At 62.2% G+C, this 24,927-nt stretch carries 19 protein-coding genes and 1 pseudogene; 8 read left to right on the plus strand and 12 right to left on the minus strand.

Going from position 1 to position 24,927, the window contains the following annotated elements:
* Positions 1–114 precede the first annotated feature (114 nt).
* A complete protein-coding gene (locus BLU37_RS08230) occupies positions 115–2,055 on the plus strand; it encodes an acetyl-CoA hydrolase/transferase C-terminal domain-containing protein (protein ID WP_090203883.1) in 1,941 nt (646 codons plus the stop codon).
* A gap of 2 nt (positions 2,056–2,057) precedes the next feature.
* On the opposite strand, the gene BLU37_RS08235 is transcribed toward BLU37_RS08230, so the two are convergent.
* The 8 genes from BLU37_RS08235 to BLU37_RS08270 form a co-directional block, all read right to left on the minus strand.
* Positions 2,058–3,080: a fimbrial protein gene (locus BLU37_RS08235; RefSeq protein ID WP_408003659.1), complete on the minus strand. Its 1,023-nt coding sequence runs from the start codon at positions 3,078–3,080 to the stop codon at positions 2,058–2,060.
* Positions 3,081–3,161: 81 nt separating this feature from the next.
* A complete protein-coding gene (locus BLU37_RS08240; protein ID WP_090203889.1) occupies positions 3,162–3,683 on the minus strand; it encodes a fimbrial protein in 522 nt (173 codons plus the stop codon).
* Positions 3,684–3,744: 61 nt separating this feature from the next.
* Complete coding sequence (locus tag BLU37_RS08245; protein ID WP_090203892.1) at positions 3,745–4,266, minus strand: fimbrial protein; 522 nt, start codon at positions 4,264–4,266, stop codon at positions 3,745–3,747.
* Positions 4,267–4,341: 75 nt separating this feature from the next.
* Positions 4,342–5,283, minus strand: coding sequence for a fimbrial protein (locus BLU37_RS08250; RefSeq protein ID WP_232000481.1), 942 nt, complete (start codon positions 5,281–5,283; stop codon positions 4,342–4,344).
* Positions 5,284–5,350: 67 nt separating this feature from the next.
* A complete protein-coding gene (locus tag BLU37_RS08255; RefSeq protein WP_090203895.1) occupies positions 5,351–7,957 on the minus strand; it encodes a fimbria/pilus outer membrane usher protein in 2,607 nt (868 codons plus the stop codon).
* A 132-nt stretch (positions 7,958–8,089) separates the two neighbouring features.
* Positions 8,090–8,875: a fimbrial biogenesis chaperone gene (locus tag BLU37_RS08260; RefSeq protein WP_090203899.1), complete on the minus strand. Its 786-nt coding sequence runs from the start codon at positions 8,873–8,875 to the stop codon at positions 8,090–8,092.
* Between the two features lie 19 nt (positions 8,876–8,894).
* A complete protein-coding gene (locus tag BLU37_RS08265; protein ID WP_090203902.1) occupies positions 8,895–9,665 on the minus strand; it encodes a fimbria/pilus periplasmic chaperone in 771 nt (256 codons plus the stop codon).
* A gap of 60 nt (positions 9,666–9,725) precedes the next feature.
* Entirely contained in the window at positions 9,726–10,289 is a 564-nt protein-coding gene (locus BLU37_RS08270; RefSeq protein ID WP_090203905.1) for a fimbrial protein, read from the minus strand.
* Positions 10,290–10,588: 299 nt separating this feature from the next.
* On the opposite strand from BLU37_RS08270, the gene BLU37_RS08275 reads away from it, so the two are divergent.
* Positions 10,589–11,257 (plus strand): response regulator, encoded by a 669-nt coding sequence (locus tag BLU37_RS08275; protein WP_010443770.1) that lies wholly within the window; start codon positions 10,589–10,591, stop codon positions 11,255–11,257.
* Positions 11,258–11,280: 23 nt separating this feature from the next.
* On the opposite strand, the gene BLU37_RS08280 is transcribed toward BLU37_RS08275, so the two are convergent.
* Both BLU37_RS08280 and rep read right to left on the minus strand, forming a co-directional pair.
* A complete protein-coding gene (locus BLU37_RS08280; protein WP_010443772.1) occupies positions 11,281–11,850 on the minus strand; it encodes a xanthine phosphoribosyltransferase in 570 nt (189 codons plus the stop codon).
* Positions 11,851–11,958: 108 nt separating this feature from the next.
* Entirely contained in the window at positions 11,959–13,968 is a 2,010-nt protein-coding gene (gene rep, locus BLU37_RS08285) for a DNA helicase Rep (RefSeq protein ID WP_010443774.1), read from the minus strand.
* 265 nt (positions 13,969–14,233) lie between these two features.
* Between rep and BLU37_RS08290 the strand changes: the two genes are divergently transcribed.
* Complete coding sequence (locus BLU37_RS08290) at positions 14,234–15,904, plus strand: putative bifunctional diguanylate cyclase/phosphodiesterase (RefSeq protein ID WP_090203907.1); 1,671 nt, start codon at positions 14,234–14,236, stop codon at positions 15,902–15,904.
* Positions 15,905–15,963: 59 nt separating this feature from the next.
* Here the strand turns inward: BLU37_RS08290 and BLU37_RS08295 are convergent, their stop codons facing one another.
* On the minus strand, positions 15,964–17,370 hold the full coding sequence (locus BLU37_RS08295; RefSeq protein ID WP_090203910.1) for a NorM family multidrug efflux MATE transporter: 1,407 nt from the start codon (positions 17,368–17,370) through the stop codon (positions 15,964–15,966).
* Positions 17,371–17,744: 374 nt separating this feature from the next.
* On the opposite strand from BLU37_RS08295, the pseudogene BLU37_RS29865 reads away from it, so the two are divergent.
* Together BLU37_RS29865 and BLU37_RS29870 are read left to right on the plus strand one after the other, a co-directional pair.
* A pseudogene (locus tag BLU37_RS29865) lies at positions 17,745–18,866 on the plus strand (Cache 3/Cache 2 fusion domain-containing protein); the annotation flags it as partial.
* 132 nt (positions 18,867–18,998) lie between these two features.
* Complete coding sequence (locus tag BLU37_RS29870) at positions 18,999–19,721, plus strand: methyl-accepting chemotaxis protein (protein ID WP_397428746.1); 723 nt, start codon at positions 18,999–19,001, stop codon at positions 19,719–19,721.
* Between the two features lie 159 nt (positions 19,722–19,880).
* On the opposite strand, the gene BLU37_RS08305 is transcribed toward BLU37_RS29870, so the two are convergent.
* Positions 19,881–21,374, minus strand: coding sequence for a YifB family Mg chelatase-like AAA ATPase (locus BLU37_RS08305; RefSeq protein ID WP_090203912.1), 1,494 nt, complete (start codon positions 21,372–21,374; stop codon positions 19,881–19,883).
* Positions 21,375–21,751: 377 nt separating this feature from the next.
* Here BLU37_RS08305 and BLU37_RS29425 point away from each other — a divergent pair, with 377 nt between their 5' ends.
* The 3 genes from BLU37_RS29425 to BLU37_RS08325 are packed head-to-tail and all read left to right on the plus strand — an operon-like array spanning position 21,752 to position 24,913.
* Positions 21,752–23,092: an acyltransferase gene (locus tag BLU37_RS29425; protein WP_232000482.1), complete on the plus strand. Its 1,341-nt coding sequence runs from the start codon at positions 21,752–21,754 to the stop codon at positions 23,090–23,092.
* A gap of 10 nt (positions 23,093–23,102) precedes the next feature.
* Positions 23,103–24,023 (plus strand): DMT family transporter, encoded by a 921-nt coding sequence (locus BLU37_RS08320; RefSeq protein WP_090203915.1) that lies wholly within the window; start codon positions 23,103–23,105, stop codon positions 24,021–24,023.
* The gene (locus BLU37_RS08325) at positions 24,020–24,913 is read left to right on the plus strand and encodes a hypothetical protein (protein ID WP_090203918.1); all 894 of its coding nucleotides are present in this window, start codon (positions 24,020–24,022) and stop codon (positions 24,911–24,913) included. Before BLU37_RS08320 ends, BLU37_RS08325 begins: the two co-directional genes overlap by 4 nt.
* Positions 24,914–24,927 lie beyond the last annotated feature (14 nt).

Below are 24,927 nucleotides of genomic sequence, written 5' to 3' on the forward strand. Positions count from 1 at the left end.
GCTTTCGCAAGCGGCTTTTTCGTGTCTGTTTTGCGGATTTTTCGCTGGGCATGTGCAGCAAAGACCCGACAAGCTCGGTCCAACCTTCATTCAAGGATCAGTGAGGGTGGGCGGATGACGCTGACGTGTTCCATCGAGCGGGCGGTCGACGAGGTGCTGGCGCGGCTGCCAGCGCATATCCACATGGGCCTGCCGCTCGGGCTGGGCAAGCCCAATCGCTTCGTCAATGCACTGTACCGGCGGGTCAGCCAGTTGCCGCAGCGGCGCTTGACCGTCTATACGGCGTTGAGCCTGGGGCGCCCGCCGTTGGGCGATGGCTTGCAGCGGCGCTTTCTCGAACCCTTCGTCGAGCGGGTGTTCGGTGATTACCCGGAGCTGGATTTCCTTGCCGACCTGCGCCGCGACAGTCTGCCGCCCAATATCCGCATCGAGCAGTTCTTCCTGCAGCCCGGCAGCCTGCTCCACAGTACCTCGGCCCAGCAGGACTACGTCAGCAGCAACTACAGCCATGCCGCCCGCGACATCAATGCCGCCGGCCTGAATCTGGTGGCCCAACTGGTCGCTGGCGATCCGCAGCAGTGCGATCGACTGAGCCTGTGCTGCAACCCGGACATCACCCTCGACCTGCTGCCGATGATCGCCCGGCGGCGCGCCGCCGGCGAAACCATCCTGATGCTCGGCCAGGTCCACGCCGACCTGCCTTACATGCCTGGCGATGCGCAGGTCGAGCGCGACACTTTCGATCTGCTGATCGACGAGCCTGAACGCAGCACGCTGTTCTCTACCCCGAACATGCCGGTCGGCTATCAGGATCACTTTATCGGCCTGCATGCCAGCACCCTGGTACGCGATGGCGGCACCCTGCAGATCGGCATCGGCTCCATGGGTGATGCGCTGACCGCTGCGCTGTTGTCGCGTCACGCCGACAGCGAGGGTTATCGGGCCTTGCTGGCCGATATCGACGTGCAGCCCTGGCAGGCGCTGATCGACCGTGAAGGCGGCGTCGAGCCCTTTGCCCGGGGCCTGTACGGTTGCAGCGAGATGTTCGTCAATGGCCTGCTGGTGCTGGCGGATGCCGGGATCGTGCGGCGCAAGGTCTATGCCGATATCGACGTGCAGCGACAGGCCAATGCCGGTCTGCTCGACGCCCACACCCCGGGCGGCAACGTCATCCATGGCGGCTTCTTTCTCGGACCGGACAGCTTCTACCAGCGCCTGCGGGAGTTGCCCGGAGAGCGGCTCGCCGAGTTCAACATGACTGCCATCAGCTACATCAACGAGTTGTATGGCCAGGAGGAGCTCAAGCGTCTGCAACGGCTGGATGCGCGATTCATCAACAGTGCCTTCACCATGACGCTGCTCGGCGCCGGGGTCGCCGACCAACTGGAAGATGGACGGGTGCTCAGCGGTGTGGGCGGCCAGTACAACTTCGTCGCCCAGGGGCATGCGCTGGAGGGCGCGCGCTCGGTGCTGATCCTGCGCAGTTGGCGCGAGGCGGGGGGCGAGGTCAGTTCGAATATTGTTTGGGAATATGGGCATTGCACCATTCCCCGGCACCTGCGCGATATCGTGGTCACCGAGTACGGGATTGCCGATCTGCGTGGCAAGAGCGATGCCGTGGTGATCGAGGCCTTGCTCAACATCAGCGACTCGCGGTTCCAGGCCGGGTTGATCGAGCAGGCGCAGCAGGCTGGCAAGCTGCCCAGGGACTTTCGCCTCGATCCACGCTTCGTCGATAACAGCCCGCAGCGCCTGCAGGCGATTCAGGCACGGCACTCGCGGCTGTTTGCCGAGTATCCGCTGGGCAGCAACTTCAGCCCCGAAGAACGCGACCTGCTAAGGGCGCTGAACTGGCTCAAGAGCAAGTTCAAGCTCAGTGAGGTCTTCGAACTGGGCAAGGCCACCCTGGATGCGCCCGAACCGTCGGCGTTCCCCCAGCACTTGCAACGCATGGGCCTGATGCAACCGCAGGGCCTGCGCGAGGACCTCTACCAGCGCCTGCTGCTAGCGGGGCTGCAGGCCACCAGTGGCGGGGGTGTGACGCCAGGCCGCTGACCTCAGTTGTAAGTGATATTGACGGTGACGGTGCTGACCAGCGAGCCCTTGGTGAGCGTGCCGGTGGTCTTGTGATAGGCCGCGCCCAATGGCAGCACGGCCCGGTCGTTGGACACCGTTACGGTCCGCGCGCCGTTGTTGCTGAGGGTTGCCTCGACCCCACCGATTCGCGAGTAGAGCCACAGACCGACTCCAGCAGCGGTGCCGGTGCTCCTGAACAGCGTGGCGTTGCCGGTGGCCGGTGTGCCGGTGAACCGGAAGGTCACGTTGCTGGCATTGCGGCAGTTGGCGCTGATATCGAAGGTTTTCTTCGCCAGCCAGTTGCCGGTGAAATTCGACAGCCGGACGGTATCCAGCGTTATCGTGCGATTGGTATCGCCCACGTTCAGGTCGCAGGTCGGCAACGGCGCAATGATGGTTCCGCGGCCCAGCAGGATGTTGTACTCGCGCGGGTCGAAGTTCGTGGGGACCGGCTCCCACCAGGTCCGGGCAATTACCCGAGGGATGATATTGCCCGAGCTGATGCTCCCGGTCTTGATCAGCCGATAGTCGATTTCGTAGGCATAGGTCTTGTTGCTCGCCGAGAGATTGGTCTGGCTGTAGCGGCGCTGGGTGATGTTGCTCTGGATGCCGGTGATGGTGTTGTGTGCCCCCACCTGGGTGTTGCCGTTGGTCTTGAAGACAATGCCGATGCCCGGCATGCCGGTCGGGTAGACGCTGTAGGTTCGCCCCGCCTCGCTGTAGCTCGATACCGCGCCGGCAGCGCCCTGGGCGCTGAACTTCACATCGGTGCGGCTGGAGCAATACCAGCTGACGCGCTTGGTGCCCTGGCTGATACTGGGAAAATCTCGCCAGCCGCTGAGGGTACTGCCGACGGGCCCATCGACATTCGTCACCGTGACCGTACCGATATCACCGGAATATCCACCGGGGTGGTAGACGGAAGACGAGCACGCGGCGAACGCCTGCCCGGATATGCACAAGAGCAGCGCCGCTGCGGGTATTGCCTGATAGGGTCCGATCATTTTTCAAGCCTTTAGGGTTCTGGAGGCTTCCGGGACAGGCACTCGCCGTCTACCTGAAGCAGTTGCCTGCCGACTCCTGTCTCAGTTGTAGGTGACGTCCACTGTCGCCAGGCTTTGCAGCGTTCCTTCATGGACCGCACCGGCTTTCCAGTAGGCCGCTCCCAGAGGCAGTACCGCCAGGCCTTCGCTGGGAGCCAGGGTGCGGGCATTGTCGCTGCCGTCGGCGCGGATGGTCCGTTGCACGCCGCCGATCCGCGAGTACAGCCACAGCCCGAGGCCGGCGGCATCGCCGGTATTGGCAAAGCGGGCACCGTCCGAGGGCAGCGGGGTGCCGTGGAAGGTGAAGGTGACGCTGTTGATATCCGAGTCGCAGCGCGCGCTCAGTTCGAAGGGCTTGTGCCCCGCCGAATCGGCATGGGCGAAATCACTGACCTTGACCTCCGGCAGGGTGATGAGACGCTCGATGTCATCGGCAATCAGGCTGCAGGTCCCCCCCTCGACAGTGCCTTCGAACTGCAGGTTGCCCGGGTTCAGGACCTCGCTGGCCGAAGCTTGGGTGAAGGTCACCACCGTCAGCGCCAGGGGTATCAGGTACGTTTTCATGAAGTGTTGTCCGTTCTGGCTGGCCGACTCTGAGGTGGCGGCCAAGTAGGGCCTGGGCACGTCAGTTGTAGGTGATGGTCACGGAGGCCGTAGTCAGCAGCGTGCCCTTGGACACGGTGCCGACTTTTATGTAGTGGGCAGCCATGGGCAGCACCGCCCGGCCGGAGGCGGCGGCAATGGTTCGCGAGCGGGCGGTGGCGTTGCCGTTGGCGGGGAAGTTGTAGGCGCTGCCGCCAATACGCGACTGAATCACGGTGGCGATCCCTGCCGCGGTGCCGGTGTTGTGGAAGCGGGTGGGGTCAACGGTCGACGGGGTTCCGGCGAAGGTGAAGGTGACATTGCGGATGTCCGTGTCGCAGTTGGCGGTCAGGTTGAATTCCGCCAGCCCGGCCCAGCTGGCGCTATCGAAATCGCTGACTTTGACCGGCGGCAGGGTGATCGTGCGGGAGACGTCACTGGTGGCCAGGTTGCAGGTGCCGCCCTGGATATCCCCGCGAAAGGTCAGGTTGCCAGTGGTTGCGGCATGAGCGCTGCCGATGGCGGCGCTGATGCCCAGGGCTAGTACAAAAAGAGGTGTTTTCATCATTGGGTCCTTGCGGGTTGGGACGGTGGTCAGTTCATGTTGTTTAACGAAACGCGTCATCGGTCACTGGCCTTTCTAGTTGTAGGAAATGTTGACGGTGACTGTGCTCACCAACGTACCTTTGGTCAGGGCACCGCTGGTCTTGTGGTACTCCGCGCCCAGGCGCAGTACCGCCCGGTTGCCCGACACCGCCACGTTGCGGGTGCTGTTGTGGCTGACGGTCTGGTTCGGCGTATGCAGCCAGAGCCCCACGCCGCCCGCCGTGCCGGTATTGGCGAAGAGCGCGGGGTTGCCGGTGGCCGGTGTGCCGGTGAATCGGAAGGTGACGTTGGAGGCATTGCTGCAGGTGGCGGTCAGGTCGAAATACTTCAGTCCGGCCGAGACGCCGGTGAAGTTGGTGATCCGCACGGGGTCCAGGGTGATGGTCCGGTTGAGGTCGCTGGTGGCCAGGTCGCAGGTGGCAACGGGCGCGACAAAGCTGACCGGATTGCTCAGCACCACCGTGTGGATCGTTCGTCCATCCCAGTTGTTCACCATGAGGTTGCCGCTGGGGACGGTGCCGTTCGAGACGTTCGCGGTCTTGTAGAACTGAGCCTCCAGCGTGACGAGGGTGTGCTCATAGGCGATGTGGGGCAATGCAATCGAGCTGCTGCGCAGGGACAGTGTGTGGGGGACGCCGCCCCTGAGCGTTGCATAGACCCGTATGCCAACCCCGGGAACATTGGTTCGATAGACGCCGATACCTCCCGGAAGTGTGATCCAGTCAGCTGCGGTGTATCGCCCGGTGGTTTGCTGCATGGTCGGTGGCGTGCAGGTGCTGATGCCGCTGGGGTACGGGCCACTGAAGGTCGCCCTGGCGATCAGGGCGCCCACCGGCAGTGTCGACGGCACGTTGATCGTCGCTGGAAAAGTCGCAAGGTTGCGCGGGTTGTTCGGGTAATAGTTGCACGCCGCCTGGGCCGCCAGCGGCAGCAGCGACATCAGCAATGCGTACACGAAGGGGATGGAATATTTCATTTTCGGTCTCGCGTAAATGAAGGCCTGGGGTCTGTCGACGGGGTGTTGGCGGAGCCGGCGCGGCTGATCATGGGGACTCATCCTGAGCCGCTTCGGACGGGCTTGAACGAGGTGCATCGCTCGCCTCGGCACGGCATTGCGCCTCCATCTGTCGCAAGCCTTCTTTCTCGGCCAGGGTGCCCAGGTTGTAGGTGATCTGGCAGGTGTCCGCGCTGCTCGGCCCCCACTTGACCTGAAGCTGACCGCTGTCCTGCGATACGCGGACGAACGCCTTGCTGTTCTGCCCGACCACGCCGACATTGGCCTCGTTCTCATCGAACACGTCGGCACCAAAGGGCAACGGGCTGCCATCCTCGCGACTGGCGTTGATGATCACCGCCCGGCCGCTGCTGGTTTCGTACTTCATCACCACCACGGAGCCGGCCCGGGGGGCGACGTTCTGCGAGGCGGACTTGAGTTCGACGTCGTGGGACATGTCCCGGGGATCCAGCTCGACCACATTCTGGCGGTACGGCGTGAGGTGCGGGACCACGGCGTAACCGTTGTCGTCGATCTGGGCGTTGTTGTTGCTGCCGACCCAGGCTCCCTGGGCTCCGGGCGCATGGACCAGGCCGATGGTGTCACCCAGTTCCGGAGTCAGGGTCAGGCCGTCGGCATGGGCGACCAGGCCACCTGTCACGCCAAGCGATTGCGAGTTGTAGCCATTGCCCTGGCTGAAGCTGGTGGAGGTCACGGCGTAGCGGCTGCGGTATTGCAGGTCGGCGTTGAAGCTGCTGCCGGCGCCACGGTCGGAATGGCTGGCCGAGACGCCGTAGTTGATTTCGTTACGTTCGCCCCAGGTGCCGCCGAGGCCGGTGCGGACGGCGCTTTGCTGGTCGCCATGGGAGAGCGTACTCGACAGGTTCGGGGCACGGCTCGAGTGGCCCAGTGGCATGCTGATGGTCAGGTCGACCTGGTTGGTGCTGCGCTCGGTCAGCAGGTCGCGGCTGCGTTGGGCGCTGACGGTGTAGTTGATGCGCTCCCAGGAGGAGCTGTAGCCGGCGGTGAAACTCAGGCTGCCGCTTTTGCGATTCCAGTAGTTCTGCGACGAGCCGGTGAGGAACACCGAGCCCTTGCCCAGGCTCTGGTTGAGGCTGATATCGAGGCGTTCGCGAACCCGGCTGACGTTTTCCAGATCGCCGCCCTGGCGGGCGATGTCGCGCAGTTGCGCGGTGTCGCGGGCACTGAGAAAGCCATCGGTCGAGTAGCGAAAGGCACCGAGGGCGAAGTTGGTTCCGGTGTCGGCGAAGTTCTTGTTGTAGCGGGCCTGCAGGCTGTGCCCGCGGCGCTTGGCAACCCCTGGAAGTTCAGCCTGGGAGGTGGTCAGGTCGAGGGAAATCGCTCCCACCGGGGTGTTGAAGGCCGCGCCGAGCAGTTGCGAGTAGTAGCCTTGCGAAGCCAGGGCGCCGACATAGCCGGTGGCGAAGTTGTTGAGACCGTACTGGAAGGTACTCTGGGCCAGCCACGGCTGGCTGTCGACGCCGAGTTCGTCCATCTCGCCGAAGCTCAGCGAGTAGCGGCTGTAGCCCGGTCGGAGCAGGTTCACGCTGGAGGCGAACGGTACGATGAATTGCCGTTGGCGGCCATCGGCTTCGGTGACGGTAACCTCCAGATCGCCGCCGTAACCGGTGGGAAACAGGTCGTTGAGCACGAACGGGCCGGGCGGCACGGTGACCTCGTCCAGCAGCACGCCGCGTTGGCGCACGCTGACCCGCGCGTTGGTCTCGGCCACGCCGCGCACGATCGGCGCGTAGCCGGTCAGCGAGTCGGGCAGCATGCGGTCATCGGTGGACAAGGTGGCACCGCGCAGGCGGATGCTGTCGAACAGGTCGCCGGTGGTGTAGATCTGGCCGGCCATGAGTTGCGACTGCAGCCCGGGCAGTTCCCGTTGCAGGTAGGTGGCGCTGCTCTGGTAGGTGCTGCTGGACTGGCTGCTGCTGTAGGACCCGTTGTGCCGCAGGTGCCAACCGTTGAGGTTGAGACCGGTGTTCAGCCGCAGGGAGTTGGAGTACGAGGAGCTTCCCCCATTGTTGTTGACGAAGGCGTTGGCGTCGTAGCGCACGAATGCCGCATTCACGCCGCTGTCCCAGTGTTCCGGGCTGACGTAACCGCGTGCGGTGCGTGACAGGTAGAGTTGTGGAACCAACAGGTCCAGCCGCCCTTCGCCGGGGTCGAAGCTGACGCTGGCGCCGGGCACGTAGGTGCCGATATCACCACAGGTCGCCACGGGCGGTAATACCGGGGGCACGCTGTCACCTGCATCGGTGGCCTTTTGCGCGATGCCGTCGAGATCGACCCCGAGCCGGGTCAGCAGCGGCCGCTCCAGGCAGAGTTGGGCGTTGTTCAGCCCCTCGACGTTGGCGAAGGTCAGTTCTTCCCGGCCGATCCAGTTGCCGTTGACGGTGACATCCGCACGGTACTGGCCCGCCAGGACGACGTTGCCTTCGTTGAACCGCGAGATGTCGATCTGGCCGCTACCTGCGGGAAAAAACGCCGGGTTGAATTCCACCCGCTCGACTTCGTTCGCGGCCAGGGCATTGCCGGCCGCCAGCAGCAGGAGGCTATGAATGGCGCTGGCCAGGCGGCTGCGCGGGGTACGCAGGCCGCTGGGTACAGACTGGGTCTTCGGTCTCATCACTAATCATTCCAAACCTTGTGTGCTGCCGGATTCGGGCAAGCCGGGCCCGACCGTCACGCAAGTGCGGACAGGGCGGGAGTCTCTTTAACGGGCTGGCGCTTCAGGCGCGCCAGGCGCTGTTTCAGCCGGTCATGGGGTGACCTGGGCCTTGTGCGAATGCCGTGCGCCGTAGTCGTCGATGGTCTGGAACTCGACCCAGGCCTCGCCCTTGGGCGCCGCCTTCAGGCTCGGCAGGGGAAAGCGGTTATCGGTCATGGGGTTGACCATGTTCTGCGCCCCGGTCTGGCCGATGGGCTTGACATGGTGTTGGCCCGCCGCGACCAGTTCCACCGAGTCGAAATTCAGGTGATAGGGCGTCGGGTTATGGACGTGCAGAGCTTGCCCGTGCTCGCTGGGCACCAAGCTCCAGCGCAGTTTCTGCGCTGCCTGCGAAGGTTGGTAGGGCAAGTCTTTCGGGCGGAAGAACACCTTGATGCGTGTGCGAAAGGCGAGCTGCAACTGGTTGCTCTCGGGCGCGTCCTGAGCCTTGGGCGGTACTTCCAGCATGTTCAGCCAGAACAGGCTCTCCTTGTCCGTGGGTAATGGTTCGCCGGTGTAGGCCAACCGTACGACCTGTTGCCTGCCGGGCTCCATGCGGAAGATCGGCGGGGTGGCGAGGAAGGGCACGCGGGCTTTTTCCGGTAGTACGCCTTCGTCGCCAGTGTCCAGCCAGACCTGCACCAGGGCCGGTTTCTGATTCTTGTTTTCGAAGCGTATCGTCACTTCCTTCTGGTCTGCCGGGTACACCACCCGGGTGCCGGTGATGATGACGCTGGCCTGCGTCATGAAACTGCTGCCCAGTGCCACAGCCGCCAGCATGGACAGGCCGATGAAACGGGCGAACGTGTTGGGGCATGGCAATCTGCGGGTGTTCATGAGCAATGATCGGTCCGGTTCAAGAGTTGATATCGGCGCTGTGGCTGACGCGCGCGCCAAAGTCGCTGATGGCGGTGAACTCGACTTTCAGGGCACCACTGGGCGGCGTGCGCAGAGCCGGCAGCGGGAAGCGCTTGATATCGCCGGATGGCAGCAACAGGCTGTCGTTGACCTCCTTGTTCGGGGCCTTTGGATAACGCTCGTTGCGACCTTTGCCCACCAGTTCGACCGACCCCAGCGAGACGTGATACGGCGTCGGGTTGACGACTTCCAGCGCATGCCCACCCTCGTGGCGCACCAGTTTCCAGCTCAGCTTGGGGGCTGCGGCTCCCTTGGGATAGGGCAGCCCCTGTGGCCGGAAGAACACCCGTAGCCGCGAGCGAAACGACAGTTCCAGCAGGTTCCTGTCCGTGGCGCCGGCCAGGCTTGGCTGGACTTCCAGCACGTTCAGCCAGAACAGGCTTTCGCGGTCGGTGGGCAGTGGCGCGCCGGTGTAACGCAGGCGCGGGGCCTGCTGCCTGTTCGGCTCGATGCGCAGGATCGGCGGGATTGCGGTGAAAGGGGCTTGCGCCGTCGCGGGTGTCGCATACCGGTCACCGTCGTCGAGCCAGAGCTGGACCAGGGCAGGGCGCTCGCCCTTGTTCTCCAGCCGGACCACCACCTCCTGTTGTTCGGCCGGATAGATCACACGTGCACCGTGGATGACCACGGCGGCAAACGAGGAAGCAGCGTGCAGCGATGCCGTCAGAAGGGCACAGACGACCATGCCCGAACGAGCCAGGTTGTTCATTGGCGAAGCTCTCGTGTTTAAGGCTGGACCCGCGCCAGGCGCGGGTCCGCTGGGCGACGCTTAGTCGGCGTACTCGACCATGAAACCGACACGGGTCTTGACCAGACCTTCGCCTGCGGCGGCCGTGGCGTAGTACTGGGCGGCCAGGGGAATGATCGCCTGGTTGTCGGCGATGACCACGCCGTCGGATTTTTCGGTGTAGACGTGGATCGGCGTACCGTCGCGCTTGGTCACCTCGATCTGGACGTTGGTCGCGGCGTCCGCGGTGTCGTCGATGTTCAGGCGGCCGGTTGCGACATCGATGGCCGGGCTGGTCGGGTCGAAGGCAATCATGGCGGTACGGCCGTTGGTGCAAGCCGCCTCGCCTGGTGCGCCGATGCGAATCGAGAAGCCGGTGAGGTTGCGGCGATCACCGGCGTTGGTCAGCAGCGAGGCGGGCACACCACCCAGGTCGACGTTCTTGACCACGGTGCCACCGCCCGGCGCTTCGCCTTCAATGGTGCAGGTCACGTCGGACACCCGGCCGTCGAAGTTGATAACCCCGTCATTGGCGGCGGCAGCCGGGAGGCTGATGAGCGCGGCCAGGGCGAGGGAGACTGCGGCAGAGACTTGCGAGATTTTCATGGAATTACCTTGAATGGTTTCAGTTGGTTTCTCTTCCGGCAGCCCTCCATGTGGAGGGTGCTAGCCTGTCGGATGAGGGGCTACTCTCGCGCAGCCGCTCCCGCTGGAACATCGAGATAACTCGAAACGCGGCAGTTTCGAGATTTCTCGAAAGGCTTTCCATTTGCGCTCTGGGCGCCGGGTGCTATAAGCCTGAAAGTTCTGTAGGTATTCGCCGCGCCTCTGACCTGCGGGTTCGGCTCTTTTCTCGGGAGGACTAAACAAAGATGACTAGTGCAATCCCTGGTTCCTACACAGTCATGCTGCTGGACGACCACGAACTGATAAGGGTGGGTACTTCCCTGTGGTTGTCGAAAGAGCCTGACCTCGAGGTGGTCGGTTCCTATTCCACGGGCAGGGAGTTGCTCGACGCGCTGGCCGTGAGGCAGCCGGATATCCTGGTAATCGACTTCATGCTGGGCCCGACGGAGATCGATGGGATCAACCTGATCCGTGCGCTGCGTGTGCGTTATCCCGATTGCCGGCCGCTGGTGCTGTCGGCCCATTACACCCCGGCGACGGTGTCGCTGGCGCTACGGGCGGGCAGTTGGGGATTCTTTGGCAAGAGCCAGCGCCTGGACGGTCTGGCGGCCGCGATCCGCACCGTGGCCCGGGGCAAGATCTATCTGCATCCGATCATGGCCCGGGAGGTGGCCGCGGTGACGGAGACGGAGGTTTACGAGGCAGCGAGTGCCAACGAGGCGACACACGCCTGTGCCCATGACATTCTGTCGCCCCGTGAGCGGGAGGTACTGCGTTGTTTCCTTGACGGCATGTCGGTGAACAGCATTGCCGAGAAGTTCTCGCGCAGCGCCAACACCATCAGCACACAGAAACAGTCGGCCTATCGCAAGCTGGGGATCAAGACCGACAGCGAACTGTTCAAGTTGTCCAGTTCGCTACGGGATTCCAACGCGGTGGGTTTCTGATTCCGGGCTCACGCCTGCGGGGCTCAGATAAAGGTCACCACACCATTGGCGAGGGACTTGACCCGCGCCAGCGATTCCACGCGATAGCCCTGGGCGTCCAGCTCGGCGCGGCCGCCCTGGAACGACTTCTCGATGACGATGCCCAGGCCGGCGACGGTCGCACCGGCCTGCTTGATGATCGAGATCAGCGCCTGGGACGCCTTGCCGTTGGCCAGGAAGTCATCGATGACCAACACCCGGTCGCTGCTGGTCAGATGGCGTGGCGAGATCGCCACGGTGTTCTCCACCTGTTTGGTGAAGGAGTACACGGTCGCCGACAGCAGGTTTTCGGTCAGCGTCAGGGACTGGTGCTTGCGCGCGAAAATCACCGGAACGCCGAGGTTCAGGCCAGTCATGACTGCCGGAGCGATGCCGGAGGCCTCGATGGTGACGATCTTGGTGATGCCCGAGTCGGCGAACCGCCGAGCGAATTCGTCACCGATCTGTTTCATCAATTGCGGATCGATCTGGTGGTTCAGGAAGGCGTCGACCTTCAGGACCTGATCGGAAAGCACGATGCCTTCTTCGCGAATTTTCTTATGCAGTGCTTCCACGTAACGTCCTCGAACAGCGCCTTGTGGCGCTGAAAAAATAAGAGTAGTTGTCCCATCACCCCACGCTCCTACAGGAAGGGCGGGAGCGGGGGGTAAAATGGGTCAATTCTAGCGCTTTAGCATCGCTCGTATATCCGCCAGCGCCGAGTTGCCGCGTACGGCTTTCACCTCGGTCGGCGTGTCGTCGTTGCCTTCCCAGGCGAGGTCGTCCGGCGGCAGTTCATCGAGGAAACGACTCGGTGCACAATCGATCACTTCGCCATACTGCTTGCGCTTGGCGGCGAAGGTGAAGGCCAGGGTCTGGCGGGCGCGGGTGATCCCGACATAGGCCAGGCGCCGTTCTTCCTCGATGGTGTCGGCCTCGATGCTGGAGCGGTGGGGAAGAATCTCCTCCTCCATGCCCATGATGAACACGTAGGGAAATTCCAGCCCCTTGGAGGCATGCAAGGTCATCATCTGCACGCCTTCGGCACCGTCTTCCTCTTCCTGCTGACGTTCGAGCATGTCGCGCAGCACCAGTTTGCCGATGGCATCTTCGACGGTCATGTCGCCGTCTTCGTCTTTTTCCAGGGTGTTCTTCAACGCCTCGATGAGGAACCAGACGTTGCTCATCCGGTAGTCGGCGGCCTTGTCGCTGGAACTGTTGGTGCGCAGCCAGTTCTCGTAGTCGATGTCCATGACCATGCTGCGCAGCGCGGAAATCGGGTCCTCGCCGGCGCACTGCTCGCGCACCCGGTCCATGAAGCGCTTGAAGCGCGACAGGCGTTCGGTGAAGCGGCTGTCCAGGTGTTCGCCCAGGCCGATCTCGTCGGTGGCGGCGTACATCGAGATCTTGCGCTCGGTGGCGTAGTTGCCGAGTTTTTCCAGAGTGGTCGAGCCGATTTCCCGGCGCGGCACGTTGATCACCCGCAGAAAGGCGTTGTCGTCGTCGGGGTTCACGATCAGCCGGAAGTAGGCCATCAGGTCCTTCACTTCCTGGCGACCGAAGAAGCTGTTGCCGCCCGACAGTCGATAGGGAACCTGGTGATGTTGCAACTTCAGCTCGATCAGCTTGGCCTGGTAGTTGCCCCGGTAGAGGATGGCGAAGTCGCTGTAGGGACGGTTGGTGCGCAGGTGCAGGGTGAGGATTTCCATGGCCACCCGCTCGGCCTCGGCGTCCTCGTTGCGGCAGCGGATCACACGGATCTCGTCGCCGTGGCCCATCTCGCTCCACAGCTGTTTCTCGAACTCGTGGGGGTTGTTCGAGATCAGCACGTTGGCGCAGCGCAGGATGCGGCTGGTGGAGCGGTAGTTCTGCTCCAGCATGACCACCTTCAGGGACGGGTAGTCGTCCTTGAGCAGCATCAGGTTTTCCGGGCGCGCGCCGCGCCAGGCATAGATCGACTGGTCGTCGTCGCCCACCACGGTGAACTGGTTGCGCTTGCCGATCAGCATTTTCACCAGCAGGTACTGGCTGGCGTTGGTGTCCTGGTATTCGTCCACCAGCAGGTAGCGTACGCGGTTCTGCCATTTTTCCAGGATGTCGGCGTTGTCCTCGAACAGCTTCACCGGCAGCAGGATCAGGTCGTCGAAGTCCACCGCGTTGAACGCCTTGAGCGTGCGCTGGTAGTGGGTGTAGACGATGGCGGCGGTCTGTTCCTTGGGGTTGCGCGCGTTTTCCAGGGCCTGGGCCGGCAGGATCAGGTCGTTTTTCCAGCTGCCGATCATGTTCTTGATCTCGTCGACGCCGTCGTCGCCCGAGTATTCCTTCTGCATGATGTCGGTCATCAGGGCCTTGACGTCGGCCTCGTCGAAGATCGAGAAACCCGGCTTGTAGCCCAGTCGTGCATGCTCCTTGCGGATGATGTTCAGGCCCAGGTTGTGGAACGTCGAAACCGTCAGGCCACGGCCTTCGCCGGCGCGCAACAGGGTGCCGACCCGCTCCTTCATCTCGCGGGCGGCCTTGTTGGTGAAGGTCATGGCGACGATGTACTGGGCGCGGATGCCGCAATTCTGGATCAGGTGCGCGATCTTGCGGGTGATCACGCTGGTCTTGCCGGAGCCTGCACCGGCGAGCACCAAAAGAGGGCCGCCGACGTAGTTCACGGCTTCTTGCTGCCGGGGATTGAGTCGGGACATGACGAAGTAAGTGATCGGTTACGAAAAAGGGCCGGCATTTTAACAGGCTGAACGGATTCTGCCGCGCCTCTGCGACAGAGGGGACACCCCTGACGATCTAAATTTGCCGGTTTTGTTACTTTCCCGCAGGATGCGCAGATTATTTGAGGCTATTGTTCAACCTTACGCTGTATAAGGTAGCGGTTGATAACTATTTGTATTGAAATCGCTCGATGGCGATTCATGATGACTTCGCCAATGTTTTTGCAGAGTCTAGGGAGCTGGTTTGTCTACGCTTGTCGAACCCTTGCGTTTGCTGCTGCTGGCCGATGATCCGGCCTGGGCGGCGTTGTTGCGCGAGTGTCTCGCTCCGCTGGAGGGCACGGCCATGCTGGTCAGTGCGACTTCGTGGGAGTTGGTCCGCGACCTCTTCGATCATGAGCGCTCGGCGATCCTGTTGACTGAGCCTCAATTGCAGCCGGCGCCGGGGCGTTGCAGCCTGCCGAGCGTCCTGCTGCTTGACGACGAACCCGAGGTTGCGCCGCTCGGCGTCAGCGACTGGCTGGTGCGCGACACCCTGGATACCGCGACCCTGCGTCGCTGCCTGCGCCATGTGCGTGAGCGCGGCGTGCTGGAAAATACTCTGCAACGTCTGGCCGAACAGGATCCGCTGACCGGCATCGCCAACCGCCAGGGGTTCCAGACCCTGTTGGCTGCGCGCCTGGCCGAGAATGAAGGGCGTGGCCTGGCCCTGGGTCACCTCGACCTGGACAGCTTTCGTCATGCCAACGACGCGCTGGGCCACCAGGCCGGCGACCGGCTGATCCTGCAAGTGGTCGCGCGGCTCAAGAGCCAACTCGAGGCCGGCGACCAATTGGCCCGTCTGGGCAGCGACGAGTTTGCCCTGCTGATCGACACCCGCCGGGCGCCGCAACGTGCCGAGTGGATGGCCGAGCGGATCATCGAGGTCATGGCCGAGCCTTACTGGGTCGACGGCGAAAGCCTGCTGATCGGCTGCAGCCTGGGCATCGCGCATGCCCGTGCCAATGCCGGCGCCGACCCGCTGATGTGGCATGCGCACATTGCCATGCAGCAGGCCAAGAGTATCCAGGGTTGCACCTTCAATACCTTCAATGACCGTATCAACCGTAATGCCCGCAGCCTCGCTGACCTGCAAAGCGAGCTGCGCCGGGCATTGCGTCGTGACGAACTGGAACTGCACTACCAGCCGCGGCTTGACCTGGGCAGCGGACAGATTGTCGGCCTGGAGGCTCTGGTGCGCTGGCGTCACGGCGAGCGTGGCCTGCTGCCGCCGAGCGAGTTCGTGCCGCTGGCCGAGCAGAGCGGGCTGATCGTGCCGCTGGGCTACTGGGTGATTTCCCGGGCCCTGCGCGATATGCAAGACCTGCGTGAACGTGGGCTGGCGCCGTTGCACATGGCGGTCAACCTGTCGTTCCGGCAGTTCCAGGACAGCCAGTTGCTGTCGACCCTGAGTCGGCTGATCGCCGAGCGGGGTGTCGAGGCGCAATGGCTGGAATTCGAACTCACCGAGACGGCGGTGATGCGCCGCAGCGACCTGGTCAAGCAGACCATGGATGCCTTGGGGCGGCTGGGGGTGCGGTTTTCCCTGGACGACTTCGGCACCGGTTTTTCGTCGTTCGTGCACCTCAACAGCCTGCCGATCGCCTTGCTCAAGGTGGACAAGAGCTTCGTCGGCGGCATGGAGCAGCGCGAAGAGAACCGCAAGCTGGTCCATGCGATGATCAACCTGGCCCACAACCTCAACCTGGAAGTGGTGGCCGAAGGTGTCGAGACGCCGGAACAACTGGCGCTGCTGCACGGCTTTGGTTGCGACCAGGTACAGGGCTACCTGATCAGCAAACCGCTGCCGTTGGAGGAACTGGCCCAGTACCTGACGTCATCCGCCAGCCAGCCGGCGATCCAGGCCTTTTGCTGAGGGCGGCTTTCAAGCCACTTCGATTTTTCGGTCAGACCACAATTCCACAAGCGCCTCCCCTACAGGGAGGCGTTCGTGGCAGTTCGAGTTGCCGCATTCTTCTGGCTTTTGCCAAGCATCCGTTTCATCCGCCATTCGAACGCCAGGGTCAACCCGGTGGCCGCACACGCCAGCCCCAACGCCAACCCCCACCAGACGCCGGTCGGCCCCCAGCCGAGGTTGAACGCCAGCAGCCAGGCTGACGGCGCACCAATCAGCCAGTAGCAACCGAGCCCCACCAGAAAGGTGGTCTTGGCATCCTTGAGCCCGCGAATCGCACCCATGGCGACGGTCTGGGTGCCGTCGAACAGCTCGAACCACGCGGCCACCGCCAGCAGGCTGACCGCCAGATCGATCACCGGCCGGAACGCCGGGTCGTTGTGATCCAGAAACAGCCCGATCAACTGATGCGGTGCCAGCCAGAACAGCATGGCGAAGGCCAGCATGGTCGCCGCACCGAAGGCGATACCGACCCGTCCCGCCCGCCGTGCGTCCAGCAATTGCCCGGCGCCATAGTGCTGGCCGATGCGCAGGGTAATGGCGTAGGAAATCCCCGCCGGAATCATGAACGCCACCGAAACGATCTGCAGGGCGATCTGGTGCGCCGCCAACTGTGTACTACCCATGGTGCCCATGCACAGGGCGGCGAAGGCGAACAGCCCGACTTCCACCGCATAGGTCCCGCCAATCGGCAGGCCCAGCCGCCAGAGTTCGCGCAGGTAGTGCCAGTTCGGCCGCGACAGGCCACGGCGCAGGGGGTAATCGCGATACGCCGCATGCCGGCGGATATGCCAGGCCAGGGCCAGCGCCATGCAGTTGGCGACAATGGCCGTGACCAGGCCAATCCCGGTCAGACCCAGGTGTGGCAGGCCGAACATGCCGGTGATCAGCGCATAGTTGAGCAGGAAGTTGGCGACGGTCCCGCACAGGCTGATGACCATCACCGGCGTCGCCCGTCCCAGGGCACTGGTGAAGCCGCGCAGGGCCATGAAGCTCAGATAGCCGGGCAGGGCGAACGGCAGCGCGATCAGGAACTGGCCGGCGGCCTGCACGTTGCTGGGCGTCTGGCCGAACAGCAGCAGGAGGGGTTTTAGGTTCCACAGCAGCAGGCCGGCGCCCAGCGCCATGGCCCAGGCCAGCCAGAGCCCGGCCTGGGCCAGACGGGTGACCCCCTCCACATCGCTGGCTCCGTGACGGATGGCGACCAGGGTGCCGACTGCGGCAATCACCCCGAGACAGAAAATCGACACGAACGAATAGCTCGCCGCCCCCAGGCCACCCCCGGCCAGCGCTTCGGGGCTGAGGCGGGCCATCATCAGGGTGTCGGTCAGCACCATCAACATGTGCGCCAACTGCGAGGCGATCAACGGCCCTGACAGCCGCAGGATGGCCCGGAGTTCGGTACGTGCTGGATGCTGCATGATCATGAGGCTCGATGAGTGGCAGGGTAGGTAAAAGGTTGATTCTCGGCGCTTGCAAGGCTTTGTACAAAGGGATAAAGCGATAACTCGCATGATAAAAAACCCATGCAAGGTATTTCTGCCAAACTCTGCTCCATTGCGTCTTCGCAAGGTCCCTGGTGTGGCCCAAGCCTGCTCAAATGGTGAGCGTCTGGGGTGAAGTCATAACCCATTGGTCAGATATCTGGCAAATATCCCGGTTGTTTGCTCAAGTATCTGTATGAGCTGCCGACTGTTGCGACATGGAACCTTCGTTCAGAAAGGCCTCTCACGACTCAATTTAAAAAGCCGGGTTGCGCCCAGGGATTAGGATGACCCAGGCACTCGGTCAGGAGCTGTTCATGCCTCAACCCCGTGCCCGAATCGCCACGCAACTCGGCCTTGCGCTTTCCGTCATCCTGGCGGTGGTTATCAGCGGCAGTACCGTTTTTGCCCTGCGTTCGCTGGATTCGGCTAACCTCGATACCCGCGAAGAACATCTGGCCAGTGAAGCGCGCCTGCTGGCTGACCAGTTGAATACTTTCCATAGCACCCTGCGCGAAAGTACCCAACGTCTCAGCGGGCTGTTCGAGAAGCGCTTCAGCACTGGCCTGAGCCTGCGTGCCGATGCGCCGGTCAGCGTGGCCGGCACCCAGGCCCCGAGCCTTTACCTGCGCGACAGTCTGCTCAACAACGACTTCACCGAAGTCGACGAGTTCAAGCAGATGACCGCTGGCGTCGCGACCCTGTTCGTGCGCAGTGGCGACGATTTCATCCGCGTCAGCACTTCCCTGACCAAGCAGGACGGCAGCCGTGCCATCGGCACCCTGCTCGACCACCAGCACCCGGCCTACGCGAAGCTGATGGCGGGCCAGAGCTATGTCGGGCGCGCGTTGCTCTTTGACCGTTACTACATGACCCAATACACCCCGGTGCGCGACAGCAGCGGCAAGGTGTTCGCGGTGCTGTTCGTCGGCTTTGACTACACCGATTCGCAGAAGGCGCAGTTCGACAACCTCAAGCGTTTCCGCATCGGCACCACCGGCTCCCTGGCGCTGCTGGATGAGCAAAAACACTGGCTGGTGCCGCCGGCGGGTGTGACGGACGCCGAACAGGCGATCCCGACGATCGTTGACATGGCCAAGCAGCCGGGCAAGGGGCGTTTCTGGAGCGACAAGGCCGACGATATCTACAGCGTCGCGGTACCGTTTGCGGAGGGCCCGTGGACGGTGGTGGCCAGCATGCCCAAGGCCGAGATCAGCGAAGTGACCTGGAGCGTCGGGATCAGCCTGGTACTGGGTAGCCTGCTGGCGATGCTGCTGGCGGTCAGTGCGGCGGTCTGGCTGCTGCGCAGCAAGTTGCGTCCCCTCGGCGACCTGGTACGCCAGGCGCAGGCTCTGGGGGCGGGGGACCTGAGCGTGCGACTCGATGTGTCGAGCCACGACGAGATCGGCCAATTGGCCAGCAACTTCAACCAGATGGGCCAGGCGTTGTCGACCATGGTCGAGCACATCCGCAAGGCGGCCGAGGAAGTCAACGGGCGTGCCCAGGCCCTGTCCGGCCTGTCCAGCGGGGCTTACGAAGGCATGGAACAGCAGTCCGGCGAAATCACCAGCATGGCCGGTGCGGTCGAGGAGTTCAGCGCCACCTCCCTGAACATTGCCGACAACATGGGTAACACCGAGCGTCTGGCTCAGGAGAACGCCCAGCAGACCCGCATCGGCCGCGCGTCCATGGACGAGGCTTCATCGTCCCTGGAGCAGATCGCCGCCGCGTTGGGCGGTACGGCCACGGTCATCAACACCCTCGGCCAGCGCTCCCAGGAAATCGGCGGCATCGTCGGTGTGATCACCTCGATTGCCGAACAGACCAACCTGTTGGCGCTGAACGCCGCTATCGAAGCCGCCCGTGCTGGCGAGCAGGGCCGTGGGTTTGCCGTGGTCGCCGACGAAGTGCGCAGTCTGGCTGGCCGCACCCGCGAGGCCACGGACGAAATCTCCAGCATGATCCACAGCATCCAGCAGGAAACCGGCCATGCCATCCAGACCATGGAGCAGGGCAATGCGCTGATGCAGGAAGGCCTGTCGCGCAATGCCAACGTCGCCTCGGCATTGGCCCGGATCGACGAACAGAGCCGTTCGGCCGGCCAGCAATTCGCTGCCATCACCACCGCCACCCAGGAGCAGAGCAGCACCGCAACCCTGCTCAGCAGCAACCTGCAGAGCATCGCCCTGGCCAACAGCGAACAACGCGAAGTGGTGTCCAACCTGGCGCAGACTGCACGTGAGCTGGAAGCACTGGCAGCGGAGTTGCGGCAGGAGGTTGATCGGTTTCGGTGAGGCACCGTCGGTCTTGTCTTGAGATCCATTCGCGGGCAAGCCCTGCTCCTACACACCTGTGTCGATCACAGATCTTGTGCACGACAACAGCCTGTATGAGCAGGGCTTGCCCGCGAATAGGCCCTGAATCTCACTGCAGTAGCCCCTATCCCAGCTTCATCAGGCACTGCCAGGCCGATATTGCAGTGCTTCCGCCAGATGTTGGCGGCTGATCATCTCCACCTGCTCCAGATCCGCCAACGTCCGCGCCACCTTCAGCAACCGATGCGCCGCCCGCAGCGACAGGGTCAGGCGCTCACAAGCAGTTTCCAGCCAGTTTTCATCGGCTGTGGATAACTTGCAGTGCTGACGTAAACCTTCCAGATCGAGAAAGGCATTGGCACACCCCTGGCGTTGCTGCTGGCACTGACGGGCTTGCGCAACCCGCTCGGCGGCCTCGGCCGTGGTGTTTCCCGGCTCCTTGACCGGGCTCAGTGCGGTGGCCTCTCGGGCGACGGTCAGGTGCAGGTCGACACGGTCCAGCAACGGGCCGGACAGCTTGTTGCGATAGCGCTGGATCTGCTCCGGTGTACAACGGCAGCGGTTGGTCGGGTCGCCAAGATATCCACAGGGACACGGATTCATCGCCGCCACCAATTGGAAGCGTGCCGGAAAACGCACCCGGTCGCGGGCCCGTGAAATCACGATATGGCCCGACTCCAGTGGCTCGCGCAACACTTCCAGCACCTTGCGATCAAACTCCGGCAACTCATCGAGAAACAGCACACCATGATGGGCGAGGGTAATCTCGCCAGGACGCGGCCTCGACCCTCCACCCACCAGCGCCGGTCCGGACGCGGAATGGTGGGGTTGGCGAAACGGTCGCTGTGGCCAACGGGTCAATGGCACATGACTGGCAACCGACTGGATCGCCGCCACTTCCAGCGCCTCATGCTCGTCCAGCGGCGGCAACAGCCCGGGTAGTCGGCTGGCCAACAGGGTCTTGCCCGTCCCGGGCGGGCCACTGAACAACAGATTGTGGGCACCGGCAGCGGCGATCAACAGGGCCCGCTTGGCGGCGAGTTGGCCCTGTACTTCGCTCAGGTCCGGGTAGGGCTTGCCCGCATGCAGCAGTCCGCTGGACTCGAAGGGTTTGATCAGCGTGTGACCGTTGAGATGGGCGACCAGTTGCAGCAGGTGATCGACCGCAATCACCGTCAACCCACAGGCCAGTGAAGCCTCCTCGGCATTGGCCAGCGGCACCACCAGCGTACGCCCGGCCGCCCGTGCAGCCAGCGCTGCCGGCAACACTCCTTGCACCGAACGAATGGCACCGGAGAGCGCCAGTTCACCCAGACATTCCATGTTGTCCAGCGTCAGTGCCGGCACCTGCACACTGGCGGCGAGAATGCCCAGGGCGATGGCGAGGTCGAAGCGGCCACCGTCCTTGGGCAAGTCCGCCGGAGCCAGATTCAGCGTGATGCGCCGGGCGGGAAACTCCAGGGCCGAATTGAGGATCGCACTGCGCACCCGATCCTTGCTTTCCTTCACGGCGGTTTCCGGCAACCCGACCAGGGTCAGGCTCGGCAGGCCATTGGCGAGATGGGTTTCGACGGTGACGGCAGGGGCTTCCACACCGACCTGGGCGCGGCTGTGGACGATGGCCAGGGACATGTTCTTTCCTTGAACGCGGAGCGGGGTTGTTGCGGTTCTGGAAAGGCTAGCTGAGTAGGGGGAGGGAGCAGGGTGCCTTTGTGTGTCGAGACGATTCGTTGTCTGTGCCGTGCTGTAGAAATCAGCGTCGGTGATGCCTGAAGCCGGATCGGCAGGATAAAGATCGAACCTGATCGGCTTCGTGTGCTTCAGCGGATCGTAGCGCTCGTGTGCGCTGTTCACGAAGAGGTCCAGGTGAGCGTCTTGCCAAACAGCCGAATCGAATTTCCCGAATCGATTCAGCGAAATTTCTCGATAGTCGCCTGTATCCATGCAGCCTACTTTCACGTCCTTCGAGCAAGACGCTCGACCAAGTGATGGGATAAAGAGAGATTGATATGTTCGAGCGCTATCTGGATCGGAATGTAAACGTTGAAGCGGTCGCAGCGCCTGAAGTGGGTAGTACTATCGGCGCGCTCGAACAGGCGCTTAGGGACCCTGAGGATCGTCGTCCAATTCCTCTCTACGTCAACGCGTTGCGAGAATTGCGCAAAGGTTCTCAGGCGATCAACGGGCACGGAGACGAAATTCGCTTTTCGCATACTGCTCATGCGCGTTTGAGGGCTGTTGCCGCCGAGCTTGACCTTAGCGCTAGCCACTATCACTTCGACACATCCGGCAGCCCGCTGATTGTGCGTGAGTCAACAGGTGAGCACGTCATCTCGCCAACTCACTTTGAAAACGGCGCCTACTTCAGTCATCCCCATGCTGATCATCAACTTGAGCACTCTATTGCTGACCTTCCCAAGATCCAGGTCGGAAAATACGTGCGTCTGGGGCGTAATGCAGCAATCAACGCCGGTGGCGATGTCTATGTGGGTGACGCCGTCTGGCTATCCCCAGGTTCGCAATTGCTGCGTCAGGATCATGATCCGTACGGTCGTCCCTCGGTGGGCTCTCGAACGGTAGCGATGACACGGCTTCCTGCCGTGCGCCTATGCGATTATGCGTGGGTCGGTCGCGAAGCGATTGTCGGTTGGAACGCTGATTACCTGGGTAAAAGCAGTATCGTTGGATTGCGCAGTGTCGTGAACAGTTGGGTGGGTGACTACTCGATCGTTGGTGATCAAGGAAAGGTTCTACAGTATCTGCCTTACAAGGCTTGGCTGATGGAGCGTTTTCAACCAGCGGTTGAGCAAACACTTCAAATAAGTGACTGGGCTGCGGTCAATTCGGACTGGCTTACGACTTATCGCGACAACCCTCTGCAATCGGTTTACACCTCGACGGGCGTGAATGCACTGTTTGCAAACCTGTCCTCAGTGCTATTGATAGGGCCGCAAGCAGCGCAACTGGCGCCCTATTTTCGGGAGCATTCGACCGACATCATCTCCCACTCCCGTGAACACTTCGCAGCGTTGCTCCAATGGGCACAGGATAACGGCCAACGCCGTCTTCGTGTTCGAGGTGATCTGAGCGCAACTGCATTGCCTTTTATCAGCGGCGGCCACTATCACTACCGTCGTAAGTTGGGCTACGGGGTGGTCATCATTGGCAGCAGCGATAGCACTGAACCCGCCACCGTCCTGGCCGAGGGGCTGCGAGTCTGCGCACCGGGTGGTGTAGTGCTTTACCCGCTGTCTGATTTGGAAGCTTCGCAGGATCTTTCTGGCGACTGGCAGAGATTGCCGGACATTCGTCTGAACGAGCAGGACTTCGCCGTCCTTCAAAAAGCATGAGGTGACGACGATGCCCTATCTCTATTTATCCTTGGCTGCCATTTTCTGGGGTGGCAACTACGTCGTCGGCAAGTTGATGGTTGTCGACATGGACCCGATACTTCTGTCCCAGGCTCGGTGGCTGCTGACCAGCGTACTGTTACTGGTCATCAATATGCGGCCACTGGTTCGCTCCGCCGGTGAAATCCGTAAAGCCTGGTCAACATTGACCATGCTCGCTATCTGCGGCCAGGTGCTTTTCCCGCTGACGTTGTACATTGGTCTGCAATACACCACATCGCTTAACGCGGCGATCTATCTTTCCGCAACGCCGTGCCTGGTGTTGTCGATCAATCGTTTCGTGTTTGGTGACACCATCACTCGGGGCAACTGGCTGGGCGTGTTGGCGAGCACAATCGGCGTCGCGTGGTTGGTCACCATGGGACAGCTTTCGGATCTGAGCTTCCTCACGCAATTCAACAAGGGTGATCTGTGGACGATGTTGTCGGCTGCCAGTTGGGCGTCTTATTGTGCATTTCTGCGCACCAAGCCCAAGTCGATTCCTGGACAAGCCTTCGTCACCTATTCGGCCGTTGTCGGAACCGTGCTGCTAGTGCCGTTCACGCTGTACACGCTCTATCAGCCTGCAACGGTCGGGGTGTTGGAATCGCTGAAATCGGTAAATCTTTGGGGTCTTGCCTACTTGGTTATCTTCCCATCCTATCTCTCCTACCTGTTCTGGAATCGCGGCATCGCTGAGATAGGGGCTACCCGTGGCGAGATCTTCACGCACCTGGTCCCCCTGTCCGGTGGTGTGCTTAGCATCGTTTTCCTGGGGACGCCGTTGCACATCTACCACTTGGTCAGCCTGCTGCTGATTGCTGTCGGGGTGGTCATGTGCTCAGCCAAGCCAAAGCTCCAACTGACGGCTAAAGTGGAGGCTGCGCAATGAAGAAGTTGACCGAATGGCTTTCTGAAGATGGCATGCGTTGGGTAGAAATTTCCGAGGACGCCGCTAGCGTGTCGCGTCGGACAGTCTCAGGGTTCACACGCAGTATCGATGTGCTCAGAAAACAGTCGCTGAGCGGGATGGACTGGTCGGACTTTCTTCACGGTATCGGGATTCTCTCAGATGACGGCTATCGTATTAAAGGCGCCAGAGCCGTAATGCCCCTGCAGACTCACGAGCCACGTGACTGCTGGGTTAGCAGCTTCGGTTACACCCATCGGGAGATCAACGGCGTCCCTGTACCGCAGCGGGACGCCCCGGACTGGTACTTCAAAGGCAACGGTAACAGCGTTGTGATTTCAGGAGGGGAGGTCACCACACCATTCCATGCCTGCGGCTCAGGTTATGAGGTGGAGTATCTCTGTGCGTACCTCATTGATGAGTTGGGAAACCCTCGTTACTGCGGATATACCTTGGCCTTGGACTTTTCGGATCCGGATTTGCGCCATCGCCATCCAAGCCTTGCCGGCCTGTCAAAGCTGAGACAGACCGTCATATCTCCTGAACTGATACTTGAGCTGCCGCCTTTGAGCACAGTAGTCAGCAGCTCCGTCGTTCGGGACGGACAGCTTGTATGGCAGAAGTCGTCGAAGCTTGGGTTGGATCAGCTAAACGTCTCGCTGCCTGACCTTGAAGCTATGCTATTCCAGCATGACAGTTTCTGCGAACCAGGGGCTTTGCACTTCGTCCTACTCGGTGCCTCTATCAGCACCGACAGGGATGGATTGCTGCTGCAGCATGGCGATGTCATCAGGGCCAGCTCAGAGATCGGTGATCTCAATATTGAGGTAGCCTACGCCGATGAGGCTATCAGGTGTTCCTGCAACAGTTGAGCCCATTGAGGAGT

Origin of the sequence: Pseudomonas asplenii, from assembly GCF_900105475.1 — a bacterium.
GTDB lineage: Bacteria > Pseudomonadota > Gammaproteobacteria > Pseudomonadales > Pseudomonadaceae > Aquipseudomonas > Aquipseudomonas asplenii.

Coding starts and splice junctions, on each gene's coding strand:
- BLU37_RS08230 (WP_090203883.1), top strand. CDS start 115: ATGACGCTGACGTGTTCCATCGAGCGGGCGGTCGACGAGGTGCTGGCG.
- BLU37_RS08235 (WP_408003659.1), bottom strand. CDS start 3,080: ATGATCGGACCCTATCAGGCAATACCCGCAGCGGCGCTGCTCTTGTGC.
- BLU37_RS08240 (WP_090203889.1), bottom strand. CDS start 3,683: ATGAAAACGTACCTGATACCCCTGGCGCTGACGGTGGTGACCTTCACC.
- BLU37_RS08245 (WP_090203892.1), bottom strand. CDS start 4,266: ATGAAAACACCTCTTTTTGTACTAGCCCTGGGCATCAGCGCCGCCATC.
- BLU37_RS08250 (WP_232000481.1), bottom strand. CDS start 5,283: ATGAAATATTCCATCCCCTTCGTGTACGCATTGCTGATGTCGCTGCTG.
- BLU37_RS08255 (WP_090203895.1), bottom strand. CDS start 7,957: ATGAGACCGAAGACCCAGTCTGTACCCAGCGGCCTGCGTACCCCGCGC.
- BLU37_RS08260 (WP_090203899.1), bottom strand. CDS start 8,875: ATGAACACCCGCAGATTGCCATGCCCCAACACGTTCGCCCGTTTCATC.
- BLU37_RS08265 (WP_090203902.1), bottom strand. CDS start 9,665: ATGAACAACCTGGCTCGTTCGGGCATGGTCGTCTGTGCCCTTCTGACG.
- BLU37_RS08270 (WP_090203905.1), bottom strand. CDS start 10,289: ATGAAAATCTCGCAAGTCTCTGCCGCAGTCTCCCTCGCCCTGGCCGCG.
- BLU37_RS08275 (WP_010443770.1), top strand. CDS start 10,589: ATGCTGCTGGACGACCACGAACTGATAAGGGTGGGTACTTCCCTGTGG.
- rep (WP_010443774.1), bottom strand. CDS start 13,968: ATGTCCCGACTCAATCCCCGGCAGCAAGAAGCCGTGAACTACGTCGGC.
- BLU37_RS08295 (WP_090203910.1), bottom strand. CDS start 17,370: ATGATCATGCAGCATCCAGCACGTACCGAACTCCGGGCCATCCTGCGG.
- BLU37_RS29870 (WP_397428746.1), top strand. CDS start 18,999: ATGGCCGGTGCGGTCGAGGAGTTCAGCGCCACCTCCCTGAACATTGCC.
- BLU37_RS08305 (WP_090203912.1), bottom strand. CDS start 21,374: ATGTCCCTGGCCATCGTCCACAGCCGCGCCCAGGTCGGTGTGGAAGCC.
- BLU37_RS29425 (WP_232000482.1), top strand. CDS start 21,752: ATGTTCGAGCGCTATCTGGATCGGAATGTAAACGTTGAAGCGGTCGCA.
- BLU37_RS08320 (WP_090203915.1), top strand. CDS start 23,103: ATGCCCTATCTCTATTTATCCTTGGCTGCCATTTTCTGGGGTGGCAAC.
- BLU37_RS08325 (WP_090203918.1), top strand. CDS start 24,020: ATGAAGAAGTTGACCGAATGGCTTTCTGAAGATGGCATGCGTTGGGTA.